This window comes from Massilia sp. X63 (genome assembly GCF_041023745.1).
In the GTDB taxonomy this organism is placed as follows: domain Bacteria; phylum Pseudomonadota; class Gammaproteobacteria; order Burkholderiales; family Burkholderiaceae_D; genus Telluria.
Map to the genome: position 1 here is coordinate 73926 of NZ_JBFTEF010000014.1, position 21305 is coordinate 95230.

General features: G+C 64.2%; 17 protein-coding genes and 2 tRNA genes. 6 read left to right on the forward strand and 13 right to left on the reverse strand.

The window, feature by feature from the left end:
- The first annotated feature begins 59 nt into the window (after positions 1 to 59).
- Positions 60 to 135, forward strand: a tRNA-Lys gene (locus tag AB3347_RS21735).
- Positions 136 to 233: 98 nt separating this feature from the next.
- Here AB3347_RS21735 and AB3347_RS21740 read toward each other — a convergent pair.
- From AB3347_RS21740 to AB3347_RS21755, 4 genes are all read right to left on the reverse strand, one after another.
- Positions 234 to 2198: a DUF2235 domain-containing protein gene (locus tag AB3347_RS21740; RefSeq protein ID WP_369093801.1), complete on the reverse strand. Its 1965-nt coding sequence runs from the start codon at positions 2196 to 2198 to the stop codon at positions 234 to 236.
- The gene (locus tag AB3347_RS21745) at positions 2158 to 2760 is read right to left on the reverse strand and encodes a DUF3304 domain-containing protein (protein WP_369093802.1); all 603 of its coding nucleotides are present in this window, start codon (positions 2758 to 2760) and stop codon (positions 2158 to 2160) included. Before AB3347_RS21745 ends, AB3347_RS21740 begins: the two co-directional genes overlap by 41 nt.
- A gap of 147 nt (positions 2761 to 2907) precedes the next feature.
- Entirely contained in the window at positions 2908 to 3786 is an 879-nt protein-coding gene (locus AB3347_RS21750) for a DUF4123 domain-containing protein (RefSeq protein ID WP_369093803.1), read from the reverse strand.
- Complete coding sequence (locus AB3347_RS21755; protein ID WP_369093804.1) at positions 3783 to 6644, reverse strand: type VI secretion system Vgr family protein; 2862 nt, start codon at positions 6642 to 6644, stop codon at positions 3783 to 3785. Before AB3347_RS21755 ends, AB3347_RS21750 begins: the two co-directional genes overlap by 4 nt.
- Positions 6645 to 6811: 167 nt before the next feature.
- On the opposite strand from AB3347_RS21755, the gene AB3347_RS21760 reads away from it, so the two are divergent.
- The 4 genes from AB3347_RS21760 to AB3347_RS21775 all read left to right on the forward strand — a co-directional run bounded on the left by AB3347_RS21760 (position 6812) and on the right by AB3347_RS21775 (position 9446).
- Positions 6812 to 7327 (forward strand): hypothetical protein, encoded by a 516-nt coding sequence (locus tag AB3347_RS21760; protein WP_369093805.1) that lies wholly within the window; start codon positions 6812 to 6814, stop codon positions 7325 to 7327.
- A gap of 88 nt (positions 7328 to 7415) precedes the next feature.
- A tRNA-Lys gene (locus tag AB3347_RS21765) sits at positions 7416 to 7491 on the forward strand.
- An 86-nt stretch (positions 7492 to 7577) separates the two neighbouring features.
- A complete protein-coding gene (locus AB3347_RS21770; RefSeq protein WP_369093806.1) occupies positions 7578 to 8171 on the forward strand; it encodes a YigZ family protein in 594 nt (197 codons plus the stop codon).
- 108 nt (positions 8172 to 8279) lie between these two features.
- Complete coding sequence (locus AB3347_RS21775; protein ID WP_369093807.1) at positions 8280 to 9446, forward strand: MFS transporter; 1167 nt, start codon at positions 8280 to 8282, stop codon at positions 9444 to 9446.
- Here the strand turns inward: AB3347_RS21775 and AB3347_RS21780 are convergent.
- Positions 9425 to 10009 carry a cysteine hydrolase family protein gene (locus AB3347_RS21780; RefSeq protein ID WP_369093808.1) on the reverse strand — a complete coding sequence of 195 codons (585 nt, stop codon included), beginning with the start codon at positions 10007 to 10009 and terminating at the stop codon, positions 9425 to 9427. The two genes, AB3347_RS21775 and AB3347_RS21780, sit on opposite strands and share 22 nt — an antisense overlap.
- Positions 10010 to 10098: 89 nt before the next feature.
- On the opposite strand from AB3347_RS21780, the gene AB3347_RS21785 reads away from it, so the two are divergent.
- Positions 10099 to 11028 (forward strand): LysR family transcriptional regulator, encoded by a 930-nt coding sequence (locus tag AB3347_RS21785; protein ID WP_369093809.1) that lies wholly within the window; start codon positions 10099 to 10101, stop codon positions 11026 to 11028.
- Between the two features lie 4 nt (positions 11029 to 11032).
- On the opposite strand, the gene AB3347_RS21790 is transcribed toward AB3347_RS21785, so the two are convergent.
- From AB3347_RS21790 to AB3347_RS21825, 8 genes are all read right to left on the reverse strand, one after another.
- Positions 11033 to 11857: an HDOD domain-containing protein gene (locus tag AB3347_RS21790; protein ID WP_369093810.1), complete on the reverse strand. Its 825-nt coding sequence runs from the start codon at positions 11855 to 11857 to the stop codon at positions 11033 to 11035.
- Positions 11858 to 11990: 133 nt separating this feature from the next.
- Positions 11991 to 13007 carry a BON domain-containing protein gene (locus AB3347_RS21795; RefSeq protein WP_369093811.1) on the reverse strand — a complete coding sequence of 339 codons (1017 nt, stop codon included), beginning with the start codon at positions 13005 to 13007 and terminating at the stop codon, positions 11991 to 11993.
- Positions 13008 to 13147: 140 nt separating this feature from the next.
- On the reverse strand, positions 13148 to 13858 hold the full coding sequence (locus AB3347_RS21800) for a hypothetical protein (RefSeq protein ID WP_369093812.1): 711 nt from the start codon (positions 13856 to 13858) through the stop codon (positions 13148 to 13150).
- 103 nt (positions 13859 to 13961) lie between these two features.
- The gene (locus AB3347_RS21805) at positions 13962 to 15134 is read right to left on the reverse strand and encodes an MCP four helix bundle domain-containing protein (protein ID WP_369093813.1); all 1173 of its coding nucleotides are present in this window, start codon (positions 15132 to 15134) and stop codon (positions 13962 to 13964) included.
- Between the two features lie 178 nt (positions 15135 to 15312).
- Entirely contained in the window at positions 15313 to 17013 is a 1701-nt protein-coding gene (locus AB3347_RS21810; RefSeq protein WP_369093814.1) for a hypothetical protein, read from the reverse strand.
- A 57-nt stretch (positions 17014 to 17070) separates the two neighbouring features.
- A complete protein-coding gene (locus AB3347_RS21815; protein ID WP_369093815.1) occupies positions 17071 to 18120 on the reverse strand; it encodes a WD40/YVTN/BNR-like repeat-containing protein in 1050 nt (349 codons plus the stop codon).
- Between the two features lie 85 nt (positions 18121 to 18205).
- Positions 18206 to 19651 (reverse strand): efflux transporter outer membrane subunit, encoded by a 1446-nt coding sequence (locus tag AB3347_RS21820; RefSeq protein ID WP_369093816.1) that lies wholly within the window; start codon positions 19649 to 19651, stop codon positions 18206 to 18208.
- Between the two features lie 45 nt (positions 19652 to 19696).
- Positions 19697 to 21301, reverse strand: coding sequence for a DHA2 family efflux MFS transporter permease subunit (locus tag AB3347_RS21825; RefSeq protein ID WP_369093817.1), 1605 nt, complete (start codon positions 21299 to 21301; stop codon positions 19697 to 19699).
- Between the last annotated feature and the right edge of the window lie 4 nt (positions 21302 to 21305).

The window sequence follows — 21305 nt, forward strand, 5'->3', positions numbered from 1 at the left end:
GGCTTGTTCAGGTAGCACTAGCGCAAACCGAAATGCCCGGCTATAATGCTGCCTCTTTCGGGTCGTTAGCTCAGTTGGTAGAGCAGCGGACTTTTAATCCGTTGGTCGCTGGTTCGAGCCCAGCACGGCCTACCACGAATTTGTTGCAGCAATGAAGGCGTTACGAGTGATCGTAGCGCCTTTTTTGTTTTCTTCGCCTAGCGGACAGCAATTTTATGTTGCAGATTAAAATTTCATGATCGACTGTGCTGGCGTTTCTGCCTACTGCTAACCGCCAAAGCTGAATTTTCCTTTGCTATTTTCTCTTTTAACATAGCATCCCCCCTATTTCCCCAGTACACGCGACGGAATTTGAATAGTCCAATGCCGTTAACAAGAAATTCATTGAGCCCATCGGCAGCCAAGCCTGCCATGGAGTCATGAACCCAGTGGTCAAGGAAATTCACGATGTCGTCCGACTGTGGAACGTCTTCGATAGTTTGCACAACGCTGAGAACATCGCGCTCCGGTGCATCTGCATCTTTTAGGATCGGGTAATTGTTATCTCTCAACCACCTGTACCATTTCTCCAATTTTTTCTTTATATCATCCACAATCCTATCGCGTTCCGGCGTATCGAATTTATCGTGAATTGCCATGATGCGCCCAGAAACAATTGGACTTATTCGCTGAATGGGGGAGGACAAGAAGTCAAACACTCCGTCCTGATAAGGTTGCGCAAGATATGTATCAACGCTTCCCCCCTTTTCTATTCTATGTTCTAAAATTTTAACGACAGCGGCCAGAATCGCAAAAAAATGCTGCTGTGTATCTTGTAGATACACACGTTCAGCCGCCGATTTCCTGAAGAATAATCGAGTGCAGTAGTCTCCATCTCTCGGATTGACAGACTTTCGCCTGCCTTGGTAGCGATACGTGAAATAATGCCCCATGTGTGCGCGCATCATCTCTTCTACGGGCGCAGCAGGCACGTTCGCACTCTGCATATAATTTTTGAAGGCAACTAATGCATGTTCTGATGGTGCAAGGGCGTTACGCACACTTGTAGGAAGTTCCGCAAATGTCAGGAATGGAACGCCAGCAGCCAACGCTGCGCAATACATTTCGAACCCGGCAATGCGAGCGAGCCCATCAGTTTTCCCTTGTGCACCGGTGGTGTAACCTCCCCCGACGTCCGAATGCGCGCCTGGATATACATACTCTTTTGCATTAGAAGGATAGTCACCTTCGATTCGCACCGAATCCAAGGGGAAGGTTGCTCTGACCTCATGAGCAGCCACAATATGCAAGCAGCTTTCGACCTTAGGATGGATCTGCATATTGTCACTTGCCCAAGACTGACGCCCCTCCAGTCCTAAAATTCCGTTCGTAAACGCTCCGGCAATACCTACAGAAGCCACCGTGTCAAAAATTCCCAAAAAGTCGAGACGTAGGGGAATACCCGCCAACTTATAGTGTCCACCATCGTTCTCACATATATCGTATAGCCAATTCACAAACGCTCGCGCCTCTGCGGCCCCGCGTGAAAATCCAAAAACAGAAATGTTTATTTGCTCAGGATACGGCCTACTCTTATGTCGTGAAAAAATGACATTTTTGAGTTGTTTTTCCCAATAGTTTCCGAACACGTGATTTCGATGAACTGCTGTAGAGCCTACGCCACCTGTCGCATTTGCGATCCTTCCAGCCTGGTCAGCTGAAATAAGTTCGCGCCCAGAGACGAAATCACTTACAGCATTAAACACACGGGTTAGTGCCCAAATCAGACGAGGCTCACCATTCCATGACGTTCCTGTCCCGAAACCACCTCCTTCGTCACCAATTTCGGGGAAACGAGTACCAACACCAGGGACGTAGAAGCGATAATATCGAGCTGTTCCACGCTGCAATCTATCAGGATAGGCATGGAGTAGACGGACTATGTTGCTGTGTTTATTTTTGCTTGCATCGCTCTCAACGGACAAGTAATCTACATCTCGATTATTTCCTGTACCGTCGAAAAACATCCCGATGAATATTTGGCCACTGCAAGCAGTACGTGACGTCGCTTGATTGCGTACCGCAAGCGCCTTCGCGCGAGTCATAATTTCATGAGTCGACAAAGGGCGCAATACAGATCGTGTATTGCTTAAGTCCGGACTGTGAGCAAAATGTAGATTAGCAGCCAACGTTACCTCCACCACGTTGCGCGGTTTCACGCATATCTTCTTTAGTTGCAAACGGCTTCCATGGCGCTAGATCAGCCATGCTCATGGGATAGAATGGGTGTTCAGGAGAGCAGGGGGAAACCACAATTTTCACCTTATGCCTTGCATAAAAGTGTACGTGCAAAGATCCGCCATTGGTGTAAGGAGGAATATCCACTAAGGCAGTCTGACCATCCGGAAGCGGACTTGTCGCGTCATTTCTTTGATCGTATTTCCATGACACCTTTGCTTTTAGGCCGGGCCGCCATCGCGTGGGGAGACTAACACAACAAGCCTCCCCTCCACCAGACTCTGGTGCCACATTAAGTCCCATTGCGCCGTTTACAGTAAAACCCTCAATGAATAGACCGTTCATGTGGTTATAACCGCGTATGCCAGCGGAAATGGTCGAATCTGAGCAAGCCGACATCATAAGGAAACTTGTTATTGAAGCGACGATGTGTAAGCGAATTTTTTCCAGCTTCTTCATTTCAATAACTTTCGTATCGAAGGCTAAGACAACAGGTTTCTCAACTACCAAATTCTGGCACAACGTCAGGTCCACCCAGGCCATTTACAGTTAAATAGTGAATCGATAGATCTTTCATTTGATTACGGCTATTCAGGCTAGCGGTAGTTGTCGCATCTGAACAGGCTGATGCCAACAATGAAAATGATCGAAGCAATGAGATGCAATTGCGCACTTACATAGCTCGCCTTTTTAGATAATCTGTGCGTGGACAATTGCATTGCCTAATGATCCAGTAGTCCAACTACGTTGCCTGAGTAGCGACACGAGCCGTTTATCAACATTGCTAGCACCATCGGAAATATACGCCGCCACCGCCAAAGCAAGAATGTCGGCATTGTCGTTGACCTTGTTTTCTTTGGCAATCTCATATGATTCTTTTACCATGCGATATCGCTCCGAGACCGGCCTGCATTTCGGAACGATGTCGTACATTGACTCCTCGATTAAACACATCACCGCGTCCGGATGCGACGCGTCAAGCAGCTCTGCAAACTGTTCTTTTGTGATCGATATCTTTTCTGTGAAGTTACTCGAACTAGGGATATCGGAGGCCGTTAAGACACCAGATCGATCAAAGTAAATCCAGATGGAAACTGCACCGCAAATTGCCGCCCATTGAGATGAAGTCAGTACGTGCGGCAAATAAGACAAAATCCTTGTATCGGCAAAGCGCAACAACATCTGCTGCTCGTCTACGACAGACACCATATGGACCGCACGCCATCTTGCACTAACATCTTCCAAGCTTTCCGTCGTTCCAATAAAGCTAAGCATTGGCCGCCCTTGGCAATGCCGGATCAGGCGCGTGATCTGTGCACGCAAACGGCTACCACAAAAAAGCGTAACCAAGCGGGGCGCAACGGTACTTAGACCCTGTAGCTCAGGATAACTGTAACAATCGATAAGTGTGCCAAAATCAGGAGTCACAGCATCCTGACCATAATCGAATGCAGTATCAATCAATGCCGCCCAAGTCAATTCAGGCTTGCTACGTATAAACGCAGTTATTTCCTCAACAGCTTGAATTACAGCAACATCATCGACAGTCTTATAGATAGAGTTTTTCATGCTGAAACCATCGCGAGTGGCGAACCGGATCGCAGCGCCTTGATCAAACACTCAATACAAACGGGCTCGCTTGATGGCCATGTAGGTAAAGGGTAATTAGATGAAGCGGGGCCAGTAAAACTCTTTTTCCCGGCATGAATCGCAATTTTCCCTGGTCCCTGCACTTTAATTTTCCCACCCTCGATCGTGATATTCGCCCCTCCTGACGTTGATAGGCGGATGCTCTTTGCCGTCGCCCAATCGACGTATGCGCTAGCGCTGGTGACATTGATCTCATTGTGCGCCTGAACGTTCAACAAGTCGGCTTGTGCCTGTACGTTGATCAAATCTTTAGCTGCAAGGACCTGCAAACCGACGCTGCCCGTGCCTGCCTCAACGGCCCCTCCCAGCACGCCAAAGACCTGCCCCGTATGCACGCGCATTTGCCCACCTTCGGCAAACTGCATGTCCTGCACGCACATCAGCACCACACTTTCGCCATTAACAAGTTGCACGCTTTGCCCAGCCACTGCATCGAAACCGGCCTGTGCCACAATGGCAATAATCGGATCAGTCGTATGCGGCGCCTTGTCCTTGCCGACGCTGGTGTTCCGTACGGCAGCATCCGAACGCGCTACAGCGAGCGAGTCGATGCCAACCATGCCAGAGGCCGTCTTCAGCGCCGCCTGCAGTGGCGCCGATTCGTCATCCAGGGTGCTCGCGTTCGCTTGACGGATACCGAGATGCGCTGCCAATCCGACTGTGCGGTGCGTGACGGCAGCCGTACTGAAGGAAGCGGCCACCTTGTCTGCATTAGTCAGCATCGCAATTCCGGCTGCATTCCCCCCAGCAGCATCCCGCACGCTAGCGTTCTGGTTGATCTTGTGGCTCGTGACTAGTAGCCCCGCACCAGCCCGCACAACCCCATACGCATCCGTACGCAACTCGACGCCAGTCCCTCGGAAGCCCCCTCGATAGTTGTCCGCCGCATGAATCAGGTGCCCCAGATTCAACTCACTCCCCGCACACGTACTCCTGAGCTGCACCCTTCCCTGCCCATCCACATCATCGAACAACAACTGCGAATACCCATGCCCCCCGAACTCCTTGCTCCGGCCCCCCCACTGCGCCGCCGAATTCCGATGCCCGGCACTATCCGCCGACGCCCCATGCCATACCGGACCATTCCCGCCGCTGAGATTGCCCTGCCCCGACGCCGCATGGTCGCGTGCCCGTCCGAAACAGGAGAGGTCCGCTTCGCTGGTGCGCCGCCCACCGGGCGTGGCGGCAATCCCGCCCTCCCCGCGGCCGTTGTACAGCGCTCCGACAGCAATAGGCCGGTCGATATCGTTCTCCAGGAACTGCACCAGCACCTCCTGCCCAATCCGCGGCAGGAATTGTTGCCCCATTCCCCCGCCGGCCGAGCGCTGCGCCACACGTACCCAGCAACTCGCATTGGCGCCGTCCTGCCAATGAAAACGGATGCGGATCCGCCCCAGCCGGTCGCAGTACAACTCGTCCGCGCCGTTCGGCTGGTCGTTCCCGTCCGCGCCGACGACGATGGCGCTCTGCGCACCGAAAGCGACCGGCTTCGTGTGACGCCCTCTGTCGCAGCTTCCCAAGGCTGGACGCCAGACGACGTCCGTCGCGACGGCGCTGAAGCAATTGGCATAACCAAGCTCCCGCGCCTGGGCGATCGCGAACGCGAAGTCTGCGGGCATGTCGGTGCGGGACAGGTCTTCCAGCAACTCCGGTATTGGCCCGAACAGCTCGGCAAGCGCGTGCTGGACCGGCGGCGGCATGTTGTTGACGCCGATGCTGAGGACGCGCAGCACCGTGAACGACGCGAGGTCGCCGAGCCGCTGCAAGGGCGCGCCATTCACTTGTATCCGGGTTCCGGCGCGCAGTGTGCGCACGGTCGAGCGCCCGTGCCACATCTGGCCGCGCGCTTCCTGGGCCTGCATGCGCAGGTCGGCGTAATGCTGGGCCTGGCGCCAGTCCGCATAGGCATACTGCCCGGGCACCTCGAAGGCTTCCAGTTCCGGCAGCTTGCTGTAGGTGTAGTGTGAGGGCGAGCTGGCGCCCACGGCCTGCTTCGCCTTGTAGTCGCCACTGAGCACGGTGGTCATCGAGGCGTGCAGGCGCCGCTGGGCTGCGAGCGCCTGGATACTGTCCGATTCCTCCACCGACCGCGCGCCATGGAAGCGGATGCCCGCCAGCGCCGCGCTGCTGGCATCTTCGGGCACTGCGCTGCGCCGGGTGCTGTCGGCAAACAGCACCAGGCCCGGCCCCTCGCTGGCCTGCTCGATCCGCCAGCACAGGCCCTCCTCGGCCAGCAGCCGGCGGACGAAATCGAGGTCGGATTCGCGGTACTGGCAGCAATAGCTGCGCGGTGAGACTTGTTCCAGGAAGGGACCGGCGTCCTCGCTCCAGCGCCAGCGGGCTTGCGGCAGATACGCCTGAAACACGGCGTCGACGATGTCGGCGACACCCTTGTCCTGCCATACCCGGCAATTGCGCACCTGTCCCAGCCGCCACAGCCGGGACGAGATGCGGATGCGGTAACGGCCCAGGCCGCCGTCGCTGCCCAGCATGGCGGCTTCGCTGATCTCGCCGGCGAAGCGCTCGCGCTGCCCGTCGGCCAGGCAGATGTCGAGGGCCGCCGGCTGGCCGAGCAGGGTTTCCAGGTCCAGGCCGGCATCGGTCGACAGCGCGATCACGTCACGGAACCCCACTTCTTGCAGCGCATCGTCGGCAAGGAAGGCTTCGACCAGCAGGCCGCTTTCCTCGTCCTCGCCGATCTGCAACCGATAAAGCCTGCTTGCACTCCTGAATTCCGCCAGGGCGGCAAAGATCTGATCCGTCAGCGTCGCGTTCATGACCGTAACAATTCCCCGTGGACTCGGCAGCCGAAGGCACCACGATATAAGCAGTCCGAAGGGCAATTCTTGCGCCGTGTCATCCCCAGCAAGACCAAGCTGAAACGAACGCGCTGCCGCGGCGAAAAACGTTAAAATATTTGCAACTACGCTAACCGGTGCACTTCGTGAAATTCATCCAAAACATCTTCCTGCTCGGTTACATGCTGATTGTCGGCCTGTTCTTCGTGTGCGGCGTCGGCCTGATCGTGCTCGCCGGCGTCGAAACCTGGGCGGCGCTCGATTTCCGCGACGAACTCAAGGTCAGGGAGCGCTTCGAGCTCATTCTCGAATGCGTCGGCTTGCTGACGATCGCGGTGGCCTCGCTGGAACTGGGGCAGACCGTGCTGGAAGAAGAAGTACAGCGTTCGGTCAATATCAGCTCCCCCACCCGCGTGCGGCGCTTCCTGTCGCGCTTCCTGATCGTGGTCGTGGTCTCGCTGTCGATCGAATGCCTGATCGGGGTATTCCAGTTCATGCACGGTCGTCCCGAATACCTGCTGCATTCGGCGTCCATCGGCCTGGCGGCGGCCGCCATCCTCGCCACCTGGGGGATGTTCGTGCGCATGAACGTTGATGCCGAAAAGCTGGAACCGCATGCCATGCACGAGGTCCAGGCCGAAGACAAGGAAGTCGATGGCTGATTCCCGGCCCCTGTTGCGCGAATTTTCACAAGATTGACACGAAGCACTTGGATAATCGCGCAAACGCCGCTATAATCTTGGCTTCTTCGGGTCGTTAGCTCAGTTGGTAGAGCAGCGGACTTTTAATCCGTTGGTCGCTGGTTCGAGCCCAGCACGGCCTACCAAAGATTCAGCAAGGAAGGCGTCATGAGCAATCGTGACGCCTTTTTTGTTTCTTCCTCCGCTTGTTTGCGATTCGCTCATCGGCGCCATGCCCTATTCCATCGCTGCCCCCGTCCACTTCGAACTCGTCATCAAGAAGAGCCGTTTCCTGGCCTGCGTCCAGCCGATGCCCGACCGCGCCGGCGCTCAGCAGGTGGTGGCCGGCCTGCGCGCCGCGCACCCCGGCGCCGCCCACGTGTGCTGGGCGCTGCTGGCCGGCGGCCAGTCCGCCGCTGTCGACGACGGCGAACCGAGCGGCACCGCGGGCCGGCCGATGCTCGACGTGCTGCGCCACCAGGACCTAGAAGGCGTGCTGGCCACCGTGGTGCGCTACTTCGGCGGGGTCAAGCTGGGCGCGGGCGGCCTGGTGCGCGCCTATACCGACAGCGTGGCCCAGGCCTTGCTGCAGGCGCAAAAGGTGCCGATCATCAAGCTCCAGCAACTACGCTGCAGCGCGCCCTATGCGCTCGAAGGCATGGTGCGGCGCGAACTCGATGCCGCCGGCGCCCGCCTGCTCGAGGTCGCGCATGGCGACGCGGTGCGGTTCGATTTCAGTCTGCCGGTGCAGGATGCCGGCGCGCTGCGCACCCGCCTCGACAATGCGGGCCACGGCCGCATCGCCTGGCCTAGTACGGACGAGTAGAGCGGGTCGTTCATTTCAGTCCGCTATACCCGTCATCACGACACGAAAGCGGACTGGGAGTGCGCGAGGCGCTATAGTGGCCGCCCTTCTCCAGCACGCCTGCCCACCTTGATCAAGAAAAGCCTCGTTCCCCTCGCCCTTGGCGGCTTCGGCATCGGCATGACCGAATTCGTCATCATGGGCATCCTGCCCGACGTCGCCAGCGGCCTGCAGATCAGCATTCCCCAGGCCGGCCACCTCATCACGGCCTATGCCCTCGGCGTCGTGGTCGGCGCTCCCACCCTGGTCAGCCTGATGGCGCACCGGCCGCCGCGCAGCGTGCTGATGTGGTTCATGGCGATGTTCGCCCTGTTCAATGCGATGTCGGCCTTTGCGCCGAACTACGAGGTACTGATGCTGTCGCGTTTCATGGCCGGACTGCCGCACGGCGCCTTCTTCGGCGTCGGCTCCGTCGTCGCCAGCCGCCTGGCCGACGAAGGCAAGGTGGCGGCCGCGCTGGCGACCATGTTCACCGGCCTGACGCTGGCCAACGTGATCGGCGTCCCCGCCGGCACCTGGCTGGGCCACAACATGAGCTGGCGCGCCGTGTTCCTGGTGGTGGCCGCGATCGGCCTGGTCACCGTGCTGGCCCTGCACCGGCTGGTGCCGCACATCGAGGCCAAGGCCCGTACCAGCCTGCTGCACGACCTGCGCATCTTCCGCAGCCCGGCCCTGTGGCTGGCGCTGGCCATCACCTCGATCGGCACCGGCGGCTTCTTCGCCTTCTTCAGCTATATCGCGCCGCTGCTCACCGAAGTCACCCGCTTTGCGCCCGCGTCGATCCCGATGGTGATGACCGTGGTCGGAGTCGGCATGACGGTCGGCGTGAACCTGGGCGGCAAGCTGGCGGACCGTGTGCCGCCGCTGCAGTCGATCCTGATCCTGTTGATGAGCATGACCGCCCTGCTGCTGTGCAACGGCCTGTTCGCGGGGTCGCAGCCGGCCATGCTGCTGCTGGCCTTCGCCACCGGCGCCAACGCGCTGGCGCTGGGTCCGCCGATCCAGATGCTGCTGATCGAGCATTCGCGCGCGGCCGAGATGCTCGGCTCCTCGCTGGGTCAGTCGGGTTTTAATATCGGCAACGCCACCGGGGCCTTCCTCGGCGGCATCCCGCTGACCCTGGGCTATTCGTATGCCTCGCCGCAGTGGGTAGCGGCCGGGCTCGCCCTGGCGGGCGTGCTGCTGGCCTCCACGATGCTGGTGCAGGGCCGCGCTCAGGCGCGCGCCCTCGCCTGAAGTCCGAGGCTGGCCAGCAGCTCTTCCGACCACACGACGGTGGCGAACTCGCGGTGCAGGCTGGCCAGGGCCGTGTCGTGCATCTGCTCTGCCGTGAAGTGGCGGCCGTCGGGGCCGGTGCGCTCGAAGGTCGCGGTGGCGTCCGCCACCAGATAGGTCTCGAAACCGAAGTTGCCGGCCATGCGCGCCGTGGTCGACACGCAGTGGTCGGTGGTCAGTCCCACGATCGCCAGGGTCGCGATGCCGGCCGCGCGCAGGCGCACTTCCAGGTCGGTGCCGATGAAGGCACTGTTGACGCTCTTGACGATCACGGCTTCGCCGGGCAAGGGCTGCCCTTCCGGCTTGTGCGCGTAGCCCGGCGTGCCCGGCCGGAACAGCCCGGCCGGAGAAGCCGAGTGGTGCTGGATATGGAAGACCGGCCGCCCGGTGGCGCGCCAGGCCGCCAGCAGCGCGGCGATCTTCTGTTCGGCATCGGGATTGTTGCGCCGGCCCCAGCTGGGGCAGTCAAAGGCCTGCTGCACGTCGATGCTGATCAGGGCCGCGCTCAAGGGTAATGGCTTCATCTCGTTTTCGGGGTAAGTGAGTCGGAACGCCATCCTGCGCGCGCGGCCGTGTTGCCACAACCGAAATGCCGGATAATGCCGAGTCTTGCATGAAGGATTTCGATGGCATGAAGCTGAGCCAACTGAAGATGCTGGTTGCCGTGGCCGACCATGGCAGCTTCAGCGCCGCCGCCGCGGAGCTGGGCTGCACGCAGTCGCGCATCAGCCACGCAATCGCCGAACTCGAGGCAGACCTGGGCGTCGGCCTGCTGGTGCGCGGCCGCGCCGGCTCGGCGCCGACCGAGGCCGGACGGCGGGTGCTGGCCAAGGCGCGCCAGATGCTGCGCCTGGAAAGCGGGCTGCGCGAAGCGGCCCTGGCCGACGGGACCCTGGCGGGCAGCGTGCGCATCGCCTGTTTCCGCAGCATCGGCACCCACCTGCTGCCCCACGTGCTCGAGGCGCTGGCGCGGCGCCACCCGCAACTGCGCGTGGAGATCGACGACAGCTGCGAGCAGCGCGCCGAGGTCGCGGCCGCGCTGCAGGACGGTGTGGCCGAGATCGGCATTGCCCAGCTGCCGCTGGCCGCCGGCCTGGCCTCGCAGCCCTACCTGTACGACGATTACGTGCTGGTGGTGCCGGGCGCGCTGGCGCTGCCGCGCGCGGCCGGCGGCTGGCCGGCGCTCGGCGCCCTGCCCTTCATCGGGCTGGCCTGCAGCGGTGCGCAGGAGATCCTGGCGCGCTGCCGCGCTGCCGGCTTCGCGCCCGAACCGGGCCGCACCCTGGCCAACGACACCAGCATCGCCGCCATGGTCGGGCGCGGCCTGGGCTATTCGATCCTGCCGCGCCTGGCCACCTTTCCGGAACCGGCCGGCGTGCACATCCTGCCGCTGCCGATCCCGGCGCGGCGCCAGTTCGCGATCGCGGCGCTGCCGGACATGATGCGCACGCCGGCCGTGCGCGCCGTGGTGCGCGCGCTGCGCGAGCGCAGCCTGGCCGCGGCCACGCCCGCCGGCCGCGCCGGCATCATCGGGTGGGAATAAGGAGTCAGACCAGCGCGGCGTCGCCCAGCGCCTGGGCGGTCTCGGCGGCCTCGTCGCGCAGCACCTGCAGGGTGGCGGCGTCGAGCGGACCGGGCGCCGCGTCGTCCAGCGGATCGGACCGGCCGCCCAGCGGCGAGTCGACCAGCGCGTAGCGGTTCGCCAGCAGCAGGGTGTCGAGCAGGGTATGCGGCTGCGGGTTCAGCACGCCGTCGCGCAGGCCGCCGATGGCCTCGGCCACCTCGGGCGGAATCGCAAGCTTGCGCATGATCTCGAGGCGGGCCACGTCCTCGACCAGCGCGCCCCAGTTCTCGGTGTCGTCCTCGAGCAGGCCGGGAAATTCGTCGGCGCGCGACAGCAGGTAGAAGCCGCCGACCTCATGCACGATGCCGGCGAACAGGGCGGTATCGGGGTCGGTGCGGGTGACGTGGCGGGCCAGCGCCTGCGCCAGCGCCGCCACCTGGACACTGTGGGTCCACAGCTGTTCGGCCTTGGCGCGCAGCACCGGGTCGGCGATGCGGTGGCCGAACTGGCGCACCATCAGCGCGGCAACCAGGCCGCGCAGGCGGCGGTAGCCGATGCGCAGCACGGCCGCGCGCACATTGCTTACCTGCGCGCCGCCGGCGCCGAAGGCCGCCGTGTTGGCCAGCGCCACCGTGCGCGCCGCCAGCTGCGGTTCGGACAGCACCAGGCGGATCGCCTCGTCCACATGGCAATCCGGGTCATCCAGGGCGCGTTGCAGGCGCAGCACGGCATTCACGCTGGTGGGAAAGGTAATGTCCCCGCGTGCGGCCTGGGCGGCGATGTATCCGAAGGCTTCGAGTTTGTTCACGAAGGAATTATACCCCCGGCGTTCCACATACCCGGCAGTATCGGCGGCGGCGCGACCAAAAGAAAAGCCCGCACGGCAAAGCTGCGGGCTTGACGCCAGCGGCGCTGGCGCCGCCGGCCTTCTGTTTGCGGTCTTACTTGCTGCTCTTGACCTTGAGGGTGCTCTTGACGCGGGTTACGCCCTCGACACCCTTGGCGACCTTCTCGGCGCGCTCGGCCTCGGCCTTCGAATCGACGAAGCCGCTCAGCATAACCACGCCCTTCTCGGTCTCGACCTTGACTGCCAGCGCGCTGGTGTCCGGCGCGGCGGCCAGTCCGGCCTTGACCTTGGCGGTGATTGCCGTGTCCGACAGGTTGGACGCGGTGCGCGCGCCGGCGCGCTCGGTCTTGTCGGCCGCGGTCGAGGCGGTGTCGCGGGTCTTGTCGCCGACGTTGTCGGCGGCGCGCTCGGTCGTTGCGGCGGCGCCGGCGGTCAGCTCCCTGGTCTTGTCGGCAACCTTGTGGCCGGCTTCCTTGGTCTTGTCGACCGCGCCGGCAAGGGCGGCACGGGTCTTCTCGCCGGCGCGCTCGAGCGCAGTATCCGGCGCGTTCTTGTTCTCCACCAGGCAGGCGGTCTTGTTGCCCTTCTCTTCGCACTTCTCGACCGCGGCGGCCTTCACCGGATCCTTGGTGTCGGTCGAAGCGACCAGGCCGGCGCTGCCGGCAGCGCCGGCGGTGGCGGCGGTGGTGCCGCTGCCGCCGATGCGGGTATCGCGCACGACGCCGGCATCGGCCAGCGCAGCGGTGCGCACCGACTTGGCATTGTTCATGCAGCTGTCCTTGTCGCCGCCTTTCATGGCGTCGCACTTCTCTTCGGCCAGCTCGTATTCGGCCTCGGCCAGCTTGCGGCGCGCGGCATTCCGGTTTTCCGTGGTGTTGTTGTACTTGGTGACAGCGGCAAGCTCGGCCTTGGCGCGCGCGACGTCGGCCTGTTCTTCGCAAACGTCCTCTTTCTTGAGTGCATCGCATTTGTCCTTGGCGACATCGTGGTCGGCCTCGATCTTGTCCATCGCCTTGCGATAGGCGGCGGTGTCGTTCTGGGCAAAGGCAGGCGCAGCGGCAATGGTAACGCCGGCAACGGAAGCCAGCAGGGCGGCGAGAAGTCGATTCATGATGGTGTCCCTTGTAATCGGTTGTTGTGATGACATCATTAGACGCCCCCACACCCGACCGCATCTGTGCGTCAGCGTACCGTGCCGCCCAGCTTCCCGTTTTGGCGGACCCTGCTGTTGCGCGCAGGCGCCATCGCGGCTCACTGGGTGGCCAGCAAGCCTGTGCGCCAGAGTTTGCCGACGTCGTCGAACGGGGCCTCGGCCTTGCCGAAGGCGGCGCCGTCGCCGGCCAGGCGCACCCAGGCGCGCGTGTCGTGGCCGCTGCGCGGCACCGCGACCTTGGCCCGCACGCCGGCCAGCCAGCGGTAGACCCGCGCGTACTCGTCCGGATTGCTGCGCCGGGTCCAGGCCAGGGCGGCCAGGTCGGCAAAACCTTCCTCGCGGCGCGTTTCGCGCATGGCTTTCGAGGCCGCCAGCAGCGAGGCGTCGAGGGCACGCTCCTCGCCCACCTCCTCGAAGCCGGCCGGCAGCGCGTGCCAGGCGCCCTGGGAATAGCGCCAGCAATGCGCGATCTCGTGCGCAGCCATCGCTTCGATCAGCGCGCCCTGCTGCGCTTCGGGAATGCCGGCCAGTACCGTTTCGGCATCCGGGTTGTTGCGCAGGGACATGACCAGCTTGCAGCGCCCCTTGTCGAAGCCCATCGCCAGCGGCACGTCGCCCGGACGCGGCTGGGGCTGGACGGTAATGTCGAGCGGGAGCTTGAGCTGCTGGGAATAGGCCAGCACCGGGCCGGCGGCGCTGAGCCAGCGCTGCTCGAGCGCGGTCAGCTCGGCGGCGTGCGCGGCCGGTGCGGCCCAGGTGGAAAACAGGAGCGCAGCCAGCGGCGCAGCGAACTTCAGGGAGGTGAACATGGCGGTTCTCTCAAGGACAGTGAAATGCCTATCGGCAATTCTAGCCCGGGATCGAGGTCCGCTTTCGGGAAAATATTTCTGCCTGTCAAGAACGGCAAGCTTGTCAGTTTTGCCCTGCCGGGGCGGCCTCGCCGGGCAGCACCGGCGCCAGCATGGCAGCCAGGCGCTGCGCTTCGGCTTCCATGGCGGCGGCCGCGGTCGAGGCCTGCAGCAGGGCCGTGGTGCGGCGCGCGGACTCGGTCGGGCCCGGGACCTGGCCTTCCTCGGCGCGGATCGCGGCGGTCACCGCGGTCACCCGGGCCACCGCGTTCGCGATGGCCTGCAGGGCGCCGGCGTCTTCCATGTGGGCGACCGGGCTGCCGACCAGGTCGCGGATGTCCTTCACTACCGCCGTGGAGCGCAGCGCCAGCGCCTGCAGTTCCTGCACGACGGCGGTATTGCCTTCGTCGGGCTCGCCGGTGCGCAGGGCCTGCACGGCGGCGTCGAGCGCCAGGATGTTGGCGCGGAAGGCCAGCCCGTCGATGGCGCCGACGATGTCGTCGACGCGCTTGGGCGCAGCCGCCGCCGGTTCCGCCGCGGGCGGGCTGTCGGCCGGCGCGCCGGCCTCCTCCTCGCGCGGCAGGGCGCGCACCACGTACCAGGTGCCCAGCACGGCCGCTGCGATGGCGCCGGCGCACAACAGGACGATCCATTGCGCGAAGCCGGACGACAGCTGGCGCGCGGCGGCCATGTCGTCGGCCGCCAGTTTTTCCTGGAGTTCGATGAAGCGCGTGATGCTGGCCAGCCAGTCGACGAAGGCCGGCGCGGCCTGCTGCGACAGCAACGCGGCCGCCTCCTGCGCCTGCCCGCTTGCGTGCAGGGCGACGATGCGGTCGACCAGCGGGCGGGTGCGGCGCTCCTGCTCCTTGATGGCGGACAGGGCCTCGCGTTCCGCGGGCTGGATGCCCGGCAGTTCGTGGAATAGCGCGTCTAGCGGCGAGGCTGCGCGCGCGTAGGCATCGGTCAGGGTCTTGAGGCGGCCGATCGGCGCGGCGGCGGCGGCAGGGTCCGGCGCCAGCACGACGTCGCGCACCGCGATGGCGCGGTCGCGCACGCTGCTGCGCAGTTCGAAGGCGTAGCGCTGCTTGATGCCGCTGACCTCGTCGATGCGGAACAGCAGCTGGTCGACCTGTCCCGCGCGTGCCGCGGCCAGCACCGCCAGGACAATCATCAGGAGAATCACGGCGCCGTAGCCGATGGCCAGCCGCGCGCCGGTGGAAAGGGGCTTCGTCGTCATGTTCTTGTCGCTGCACCCGGGAGCGGCGCCGGAGCGGCGCCAATACTTTCTCCCAAGCAATGCAGCGACTATAACATGGCCTTGTATGGATTGACGGCGCTTTCAGTTTAAGTTAAGCAAACGGCGCGGCAAGTGTTGCGCCGATGCCAATCCGGCCGCCCGGGAGCGCCTGTCGGCCTTATTTCACCAGCGCCGCCGCCGTCACGAAGCTGGGGCGGATGTCGTTCGGCACGCTCGGCCTGAGCTTGTCGAGCGCCTTCTGCACTTCCGGACGGATCACCACGTACTTCTTCATCAATTCCTTGGCTGCCGCATAGTCGCCGGTGGCTTCGATGGTCAGGAAATCACGGTCGAGGTCGGCGACGGCGCCCTTGATCTTCTTGAAATCCACCGAGAACGTGCCGTCGGCGTTGGCCACGAAGGCGCCCTTGTCGAGCAGGTAGTTCACCTGGATCGCCATGCCGCGCGCGTGCGACGAGGTCAGGCCGAAGTGGAGGGTGCGGAAGCTCGAGGCCAGGAAGGTGTTGTACAGCTTGCGCTCGGCTTGCGCGCCCTGCCCCAGCGTGTCCTTCAGCAGGCCCTTGTCCATCATGTAGCCCAGCGCCCACAGGCCGGTGATGTCGGCCTTGGCTTCCTCGATGGTCGAGTAGCTGTCCTTCAGGTCCTGGCGCGGGGTCGATTCCTTGCCGTCCTTCCTGGTCGTATGCGGGCCGAGGCCGTGCATGATCTCATGCGCCAGGATGTGGGTGAAGAAGGAGTCGAAGTCGAGGTCCTTCTGGTCCTGCGGGCGCAAGACCAGCTTCGAGATCGGCTTGAGGGTCGATTCGAACTTCGCTTCCTGCACGTTCTTGAGCATCACGCGCTTGGAGCCGCGCTCGCGGATCACGCGCTCGTCGTTCGGCAGGTTGTAGGCGGCGGTCTGCACGCCCATGTTGCCGTCGCCGGCGCCGAACACCTGGTTGACCACCACCATCGGGGCGATCGCGCCCACCTTCGGGTTGCGGTAGCGCTTGTCGAGCGGCAGGTTGTCTTCGAGCTCCTGCAGGTGCTTGCCGAAGAAGGCCAGCTTCTGCGTTTCCTTCTGGTCGCGGATGCTCACATAGGCTTCGAAGGCGGCCTTGTAGCCGAACAGCTCGTCGTTATAAGTCTCGTACGGGCCGATGGTGACGTCCACCGGCGAATCCAGGTCCATCCAGGCGAAGTCCGAGGCCAGGTAGTCGTTGGACAGGAAAGCGTCGGCGCGCAGGCTCAGGAATTTCTTGAGCGAGGCATTGTCGGTGGATGCCGCGGCTTCGCGCAGCAGCCTGGCCAGCTTTTCCAGGTCCGGGCGGTATTCGTCCGAATACTTCACGGTCTTGAACTTGCCGTCCGGCCCGCTGCGGATCACGGTGAAGAACCATTGGGCGTCGGCCTTCTGCGCGGCCGGCAGACCGTTCATCCATGTTTCCAGCGCTTCCTTGCCGGCATTCTCCGGATAGAAGTTGGCGCCCAGCGGCTTCTTGGCCGGGATCCTGATACCGGCATACTCGGCCGGCATGAAGGAGTTGTTGTCGTCGATGCCCGACCACGGGCCCTTGTTCAGCCAGAAGGCGTTCTGGCGCGCACGGCCGAGTTCGGAGTTGTCCTTCTGCAGGGCGGCCCACAGGGCTTCGTTACCGGCCCAGCGCTGGCGCAGCTGCAGGGTGTCGATGATCCTGGCCGCCTCGATCAGCTTGGCCATCGCGGCGCGGTCGCCCTTCGACAGCCGGGAGGTATCGGCCTTCAGTTCGACCGGCGCGAAGCGCTTGGCCATGGTGTTCAACTGGGCGACGCTGGCCGGCTCGGCGTAGGCAACGCCGATGGCCGCAAACAACACGAGGGGAGCGAGGAGCTTGTTCATGGTGTCTCTGGAATAGTTGTAGTCGGGGGATTGTAATCTGTTCCGTTCATCATGCCGTCATTGCAGCGCCGGCCCTGCGTACTTCATCAGCAAGCCTTTCGGCCCCACGGCCCATCCCTGGGTGGGGCCGGAAAAGCCGACCGTGTTCATCGGCGTCTTGTCGAGTTCGGTCCAGCTGCGGCCGCCGTTCAGCGAGTAGCCCGATCCGGCCAGGCCGGCGGCCACCAATGCGCGCGGCGCGCCGGGCACCGGCGCCACCACCGACATGTAGCCGGCGGGCGCCATCGCCACCCCCGTCCAGCTGGCGCCGCCGTCCTGGCTGTAGGCGCCGTTGATGCCGGCCATGCGGGTTTCCTTGTAGTCGCCGCCGGCGGCGAAGCCCTCTTTGGTATTCAGGAAAGCCACCGAGAACACGCCGCGCGCGGCGGCGCCGGCCGGGACCGGCGTGGCGGCCGCGCGCCAGGTCTTGCCGCGGTCGCTGGAGTGGAACACGCGCGAACTGGCGCTGCCGCCGGTGGCGATCCAGGCATCGTTCGAGCCCGCGACCGTCAGGCAGGTGCCGCTGGCGGCAAACGCGCCCTCGTTCGGCATCGCCTCGAGCCCCTTGGCCGCGACTTCCTGCCAGGAGCGGCCGCCATCGCCCGTGGTGTAGACCTGGAAGCTGCCCTTGACCGGATCGCCGAACAGGATGCCGTTGTCCTTGTCCCAGAAGGCCATCGCGTCCCAGAAACCCTCGGCGACCTGGTTGGTGGCGATCAGGCGCCACGAAGCGCCGCCGTCTTCGGTACGGTAGATGCGCGAGGCCGCGCCCGGCCCTGCCCCCATTACGACGGCGGTGTTGGCGTCGAAGGCCTGGATGTCGCGCAAGTCGATCTTGTCGGCCTCCGGCACCTGCAGCGCCTGCCATTGCACACCGTCGACAGTGCGCAGCACGGTGCCCTTGGCGCCGCTGGCCCAGGCGACCTTGCTGCTGACGACGGACAGGCCGCGCAGTTCGGCGCTGGTGCCGCTGGGGATGGCTTGCCAGTGCGGGACGGGAGCAGCGGCCAGGGCCCCGTTTGAAACCAGGACAGCGGCGATGAACAGGGCGCGTGCGGACAGGGACATGGTGGCGGATCCTCGCATGGTTGAGTGATCGGCCATTGTAGCCTGCGTCTATCGTAGGGTGGTCGGCGAAGCCGACCACCCTACATTAAATGCCGGGCTTGGCGATGGTGGCGAGCGGCTCGCCCTGCTCCCAGCCGCCGCCCAGCGCGCGCGCCACCGCCACGGTGGCCAGCAGGCGCTGGGTGCGGATCTGCGCCGCCGCGCGGTCGGCCGCCAGCGAGGTGCGCTGGGCCTCGGTCACGTCGAGATAGGTCGACAGGCCGCGCTGGTAGCGCGCCTGCGCCACCAGCAGGGCGCGCGCGGCGGCCTGCTGCGATTGCGCCTGCACCTCGCCCTGCTGCTGGCGCCCCTGCACGTCGGACAGCGCGTCCTCCACTTCGCGCAGCGCCGTCAACAGGCGGGTCTGGTGGTTGGCCACCGCTTCTTCGTAGCGCGCCTTCGACAGCGCCAGGTTGGCGCGGTTGCGGCCGCCGTCGAACACCGGCAGCGACAGCGCCAGCGGCCCGAAGGAGAACTGGCGCGCGCCGCCGCTGGCGAGGTCGCGCAGGTGCTCCGAAGCGAAGCCGAAGTTCGCCGTGAGCGACAGCGACGGATAGAAAGCGCCTTCGGCCACGCCCACCTGGGCATTGAAGGACTTCAGCTGGGCCACGCTGGCCGCCAGGTCGGGACGCTGCCCCACCAGGCTGGCCGGCAGGCCGACCGGGATGCCCGGGGGCAGCGGCAGTTGCGCGGCGGCCGTCTCGGCCATCAGCGGCTGGCTCGGCGACGCGCCCACCAAGGTGGCCAGCGCGTGCTCGACCGTATTGCGCTGGCGCTGCACCTCGTGCAGGTCGGCTTCGGCGTTGGCGCGCTCGATGCGGGCGCGCGAGACGTCCAGTTCGTTGGTCAGGCCGGCCTTGAAGCGGGCTTCGATGAGTTCCTGGGCCTCGCGCCGCGCCCCCAGTGCATTCTTGAGGATCGCCAGCTCGGCGTCCAGGCCGCGCAGCTGCCAGTACGACTGGGCCACCTGGCCCGACAGCAGCAAGAGCACGCCGTCGCGCTCGTCCTGGGCCGCCAGCGCCTGGGCGTCGGAGGCCTCCACCACGCGGCGCACCCGGCCCCAGAGGTCGAGCTCGTACGACAGCGAGGCGCCGACGCTGAAGTTGTTGCCTTCGATCGAACGGCCGCCCAGCGCCAGGCCCTGCGAGGTCTCGGCGGAAGTGCGCGAATTCGACACGCCCGCGCCCACCGCCACGTTGGGCGCCTGGCCGGCACGCACCACGCCCAGCTGGGCCTGGGCCTGCAGCAGGCGCTGCGCCGCGGCCTGCACGCCCGGGTTGTCGCGCAGCGCGCGCTGCTCGAGCTGGTCGAGGGTGGCGTCGCCGAACACGCTCCACCACTGGGCCGGCAGGCGCGCCGCGTCATTGCCCGAGGCGGCGTGGCGGTAGCCCGCATCGATCGCGCCGGCCGGCGCCTTGAAGTCGGGGCCGACCGTGGTGCAGCCGCCGAGGGCGGCGGCCAGCGCGGAGACGAGTACAAGTTTCTTCAGCATGCGCATTCTCTTCAGTATTCTCTTGATTCGATGTCGGGGGAAGACTCAGTGGGCGCCCGAGGCGCCGCCCGGCGACTTCACCTTGTCCGCCAGCCAGATCGCGCCGATGCAGGCGATCAGCAGCAGGCCGATGATCCAGAAGGCGTCGTTGTAGGCCATCACATAGGATTCGCGCCGCAGGATGCGGTCGACCACGGCCAGCGCCTGGTTGGCGGCGGTAGCCGGGTCCATGCCGCCGGCCATGAAGCCCTGGGTCAGCTGTTCCAGGCGCTGCTGGGTCGGCAGCGCGTAGTTCGAGACCGCCTCCCCCAGGCGCGCCGAGTGGAAGTGCTCGCGCTTGGTGAGCGCCGTGGCCAGCAGGGCGATGCCGATCGAGCCGCCCAGGTTGCGGGTCATGTTGAACAGGCTCGAGGCCGAGGGCATGTCCCTGGGCGGCAGGCCCTGCATCGCGAAGTTCGACAGGGTCAGCATCACGAAGGGCTGGCCGATGGCGCGCACGATCTGGGTGAGCATCAGCTGGTCGTAGCCGGTGCTCGCGTCCATGAAGGCGTTCATCAGGCAGGAGCCGCCGAACATCAGCAGGCCGAAGGAGCACAGGATGCGGTTGTCGACCTTCGACGAGAGCGCCGCCGCGAAGGGCATCACGAGCAGCTGCGGCAGGCCGGCCCAGGCGATCACTTCGCCGATCTGCATCGGGGTGTAGCCGGCGATCTGGCCCAGGTACAGGGGCAGCAGGAACGAAGAGCCGTACAGCCCCATGCCGGTCACCGCCGACAGCACGGTCGCGACCAGGAAGTTGCGCTGGCCGTACAGGCGCAGGTTCACGAACGGGTCCGGGCGCGAGAAGCTCAGCGCCACCCAGCCCAGGATGCCCACCAGCGACAGCGAGGCGAAGCTCACGATGAACGAAGACTCGAACCAGTCCTTCGAATTGCCCTCTTCCAGGAAGATGGTGAGGCAGCCCAGGCCGAGCGCCATCAGGGCGATGCCGAGCCAGTCGGCCTTGACCAGGACCTTCAGGCTGGATGCTTCCTTGTCCAGCCCCCACAGCATGCCGGCGATCAACAGCACGCCCGGCACCCAGTTCAGGTAGAAAATCGAGGGCCAGCCGTACAACTCGGACAGGTAGCCGCCCAGGGTCGGGCCCATGGCCGGTGCCAGGGTGGCGGTAAGGCCGAAGATGGCCATGCCGACCGCGCGCTTGGAAGCGGGCAGGCGCGTCATCACCAGCGTCATCGCCATCGGGATCAGCGCGCCGCCGGTGAAGCCCTGCAGCATGCGGAACACGATCATGCTTTCCAGGTTCCAGGCCGCGCCGCACAGGGTCGAGAACACCAGGAACAGCGCCGTGGTGCCGATCATGTAGCGGCGCACCCCGAAGGCGCGTGTAAACAGCGCGGTCATCGGGATCACGACGATCTCGGCGCACAGGTAGGCGGTCGAGATCCAGGAGCCCTCTTCCTGCGTGGCCGAGAGCGAGCCGAGGATGTCGCGTAGCGAGGAATTGGTGATCTGGATGTCGAGCACCGCCATGAAGGCGCCCAGCATGCCGGCGGCCACCGCGATCCAGGTGCGCGCATCGATGCGGGCGCCGTTGGGCGGCGCCCCCGCGTAGCTGCCGGGCGCGGCGCCTTTTGTCAGGCTGGTCATCGCG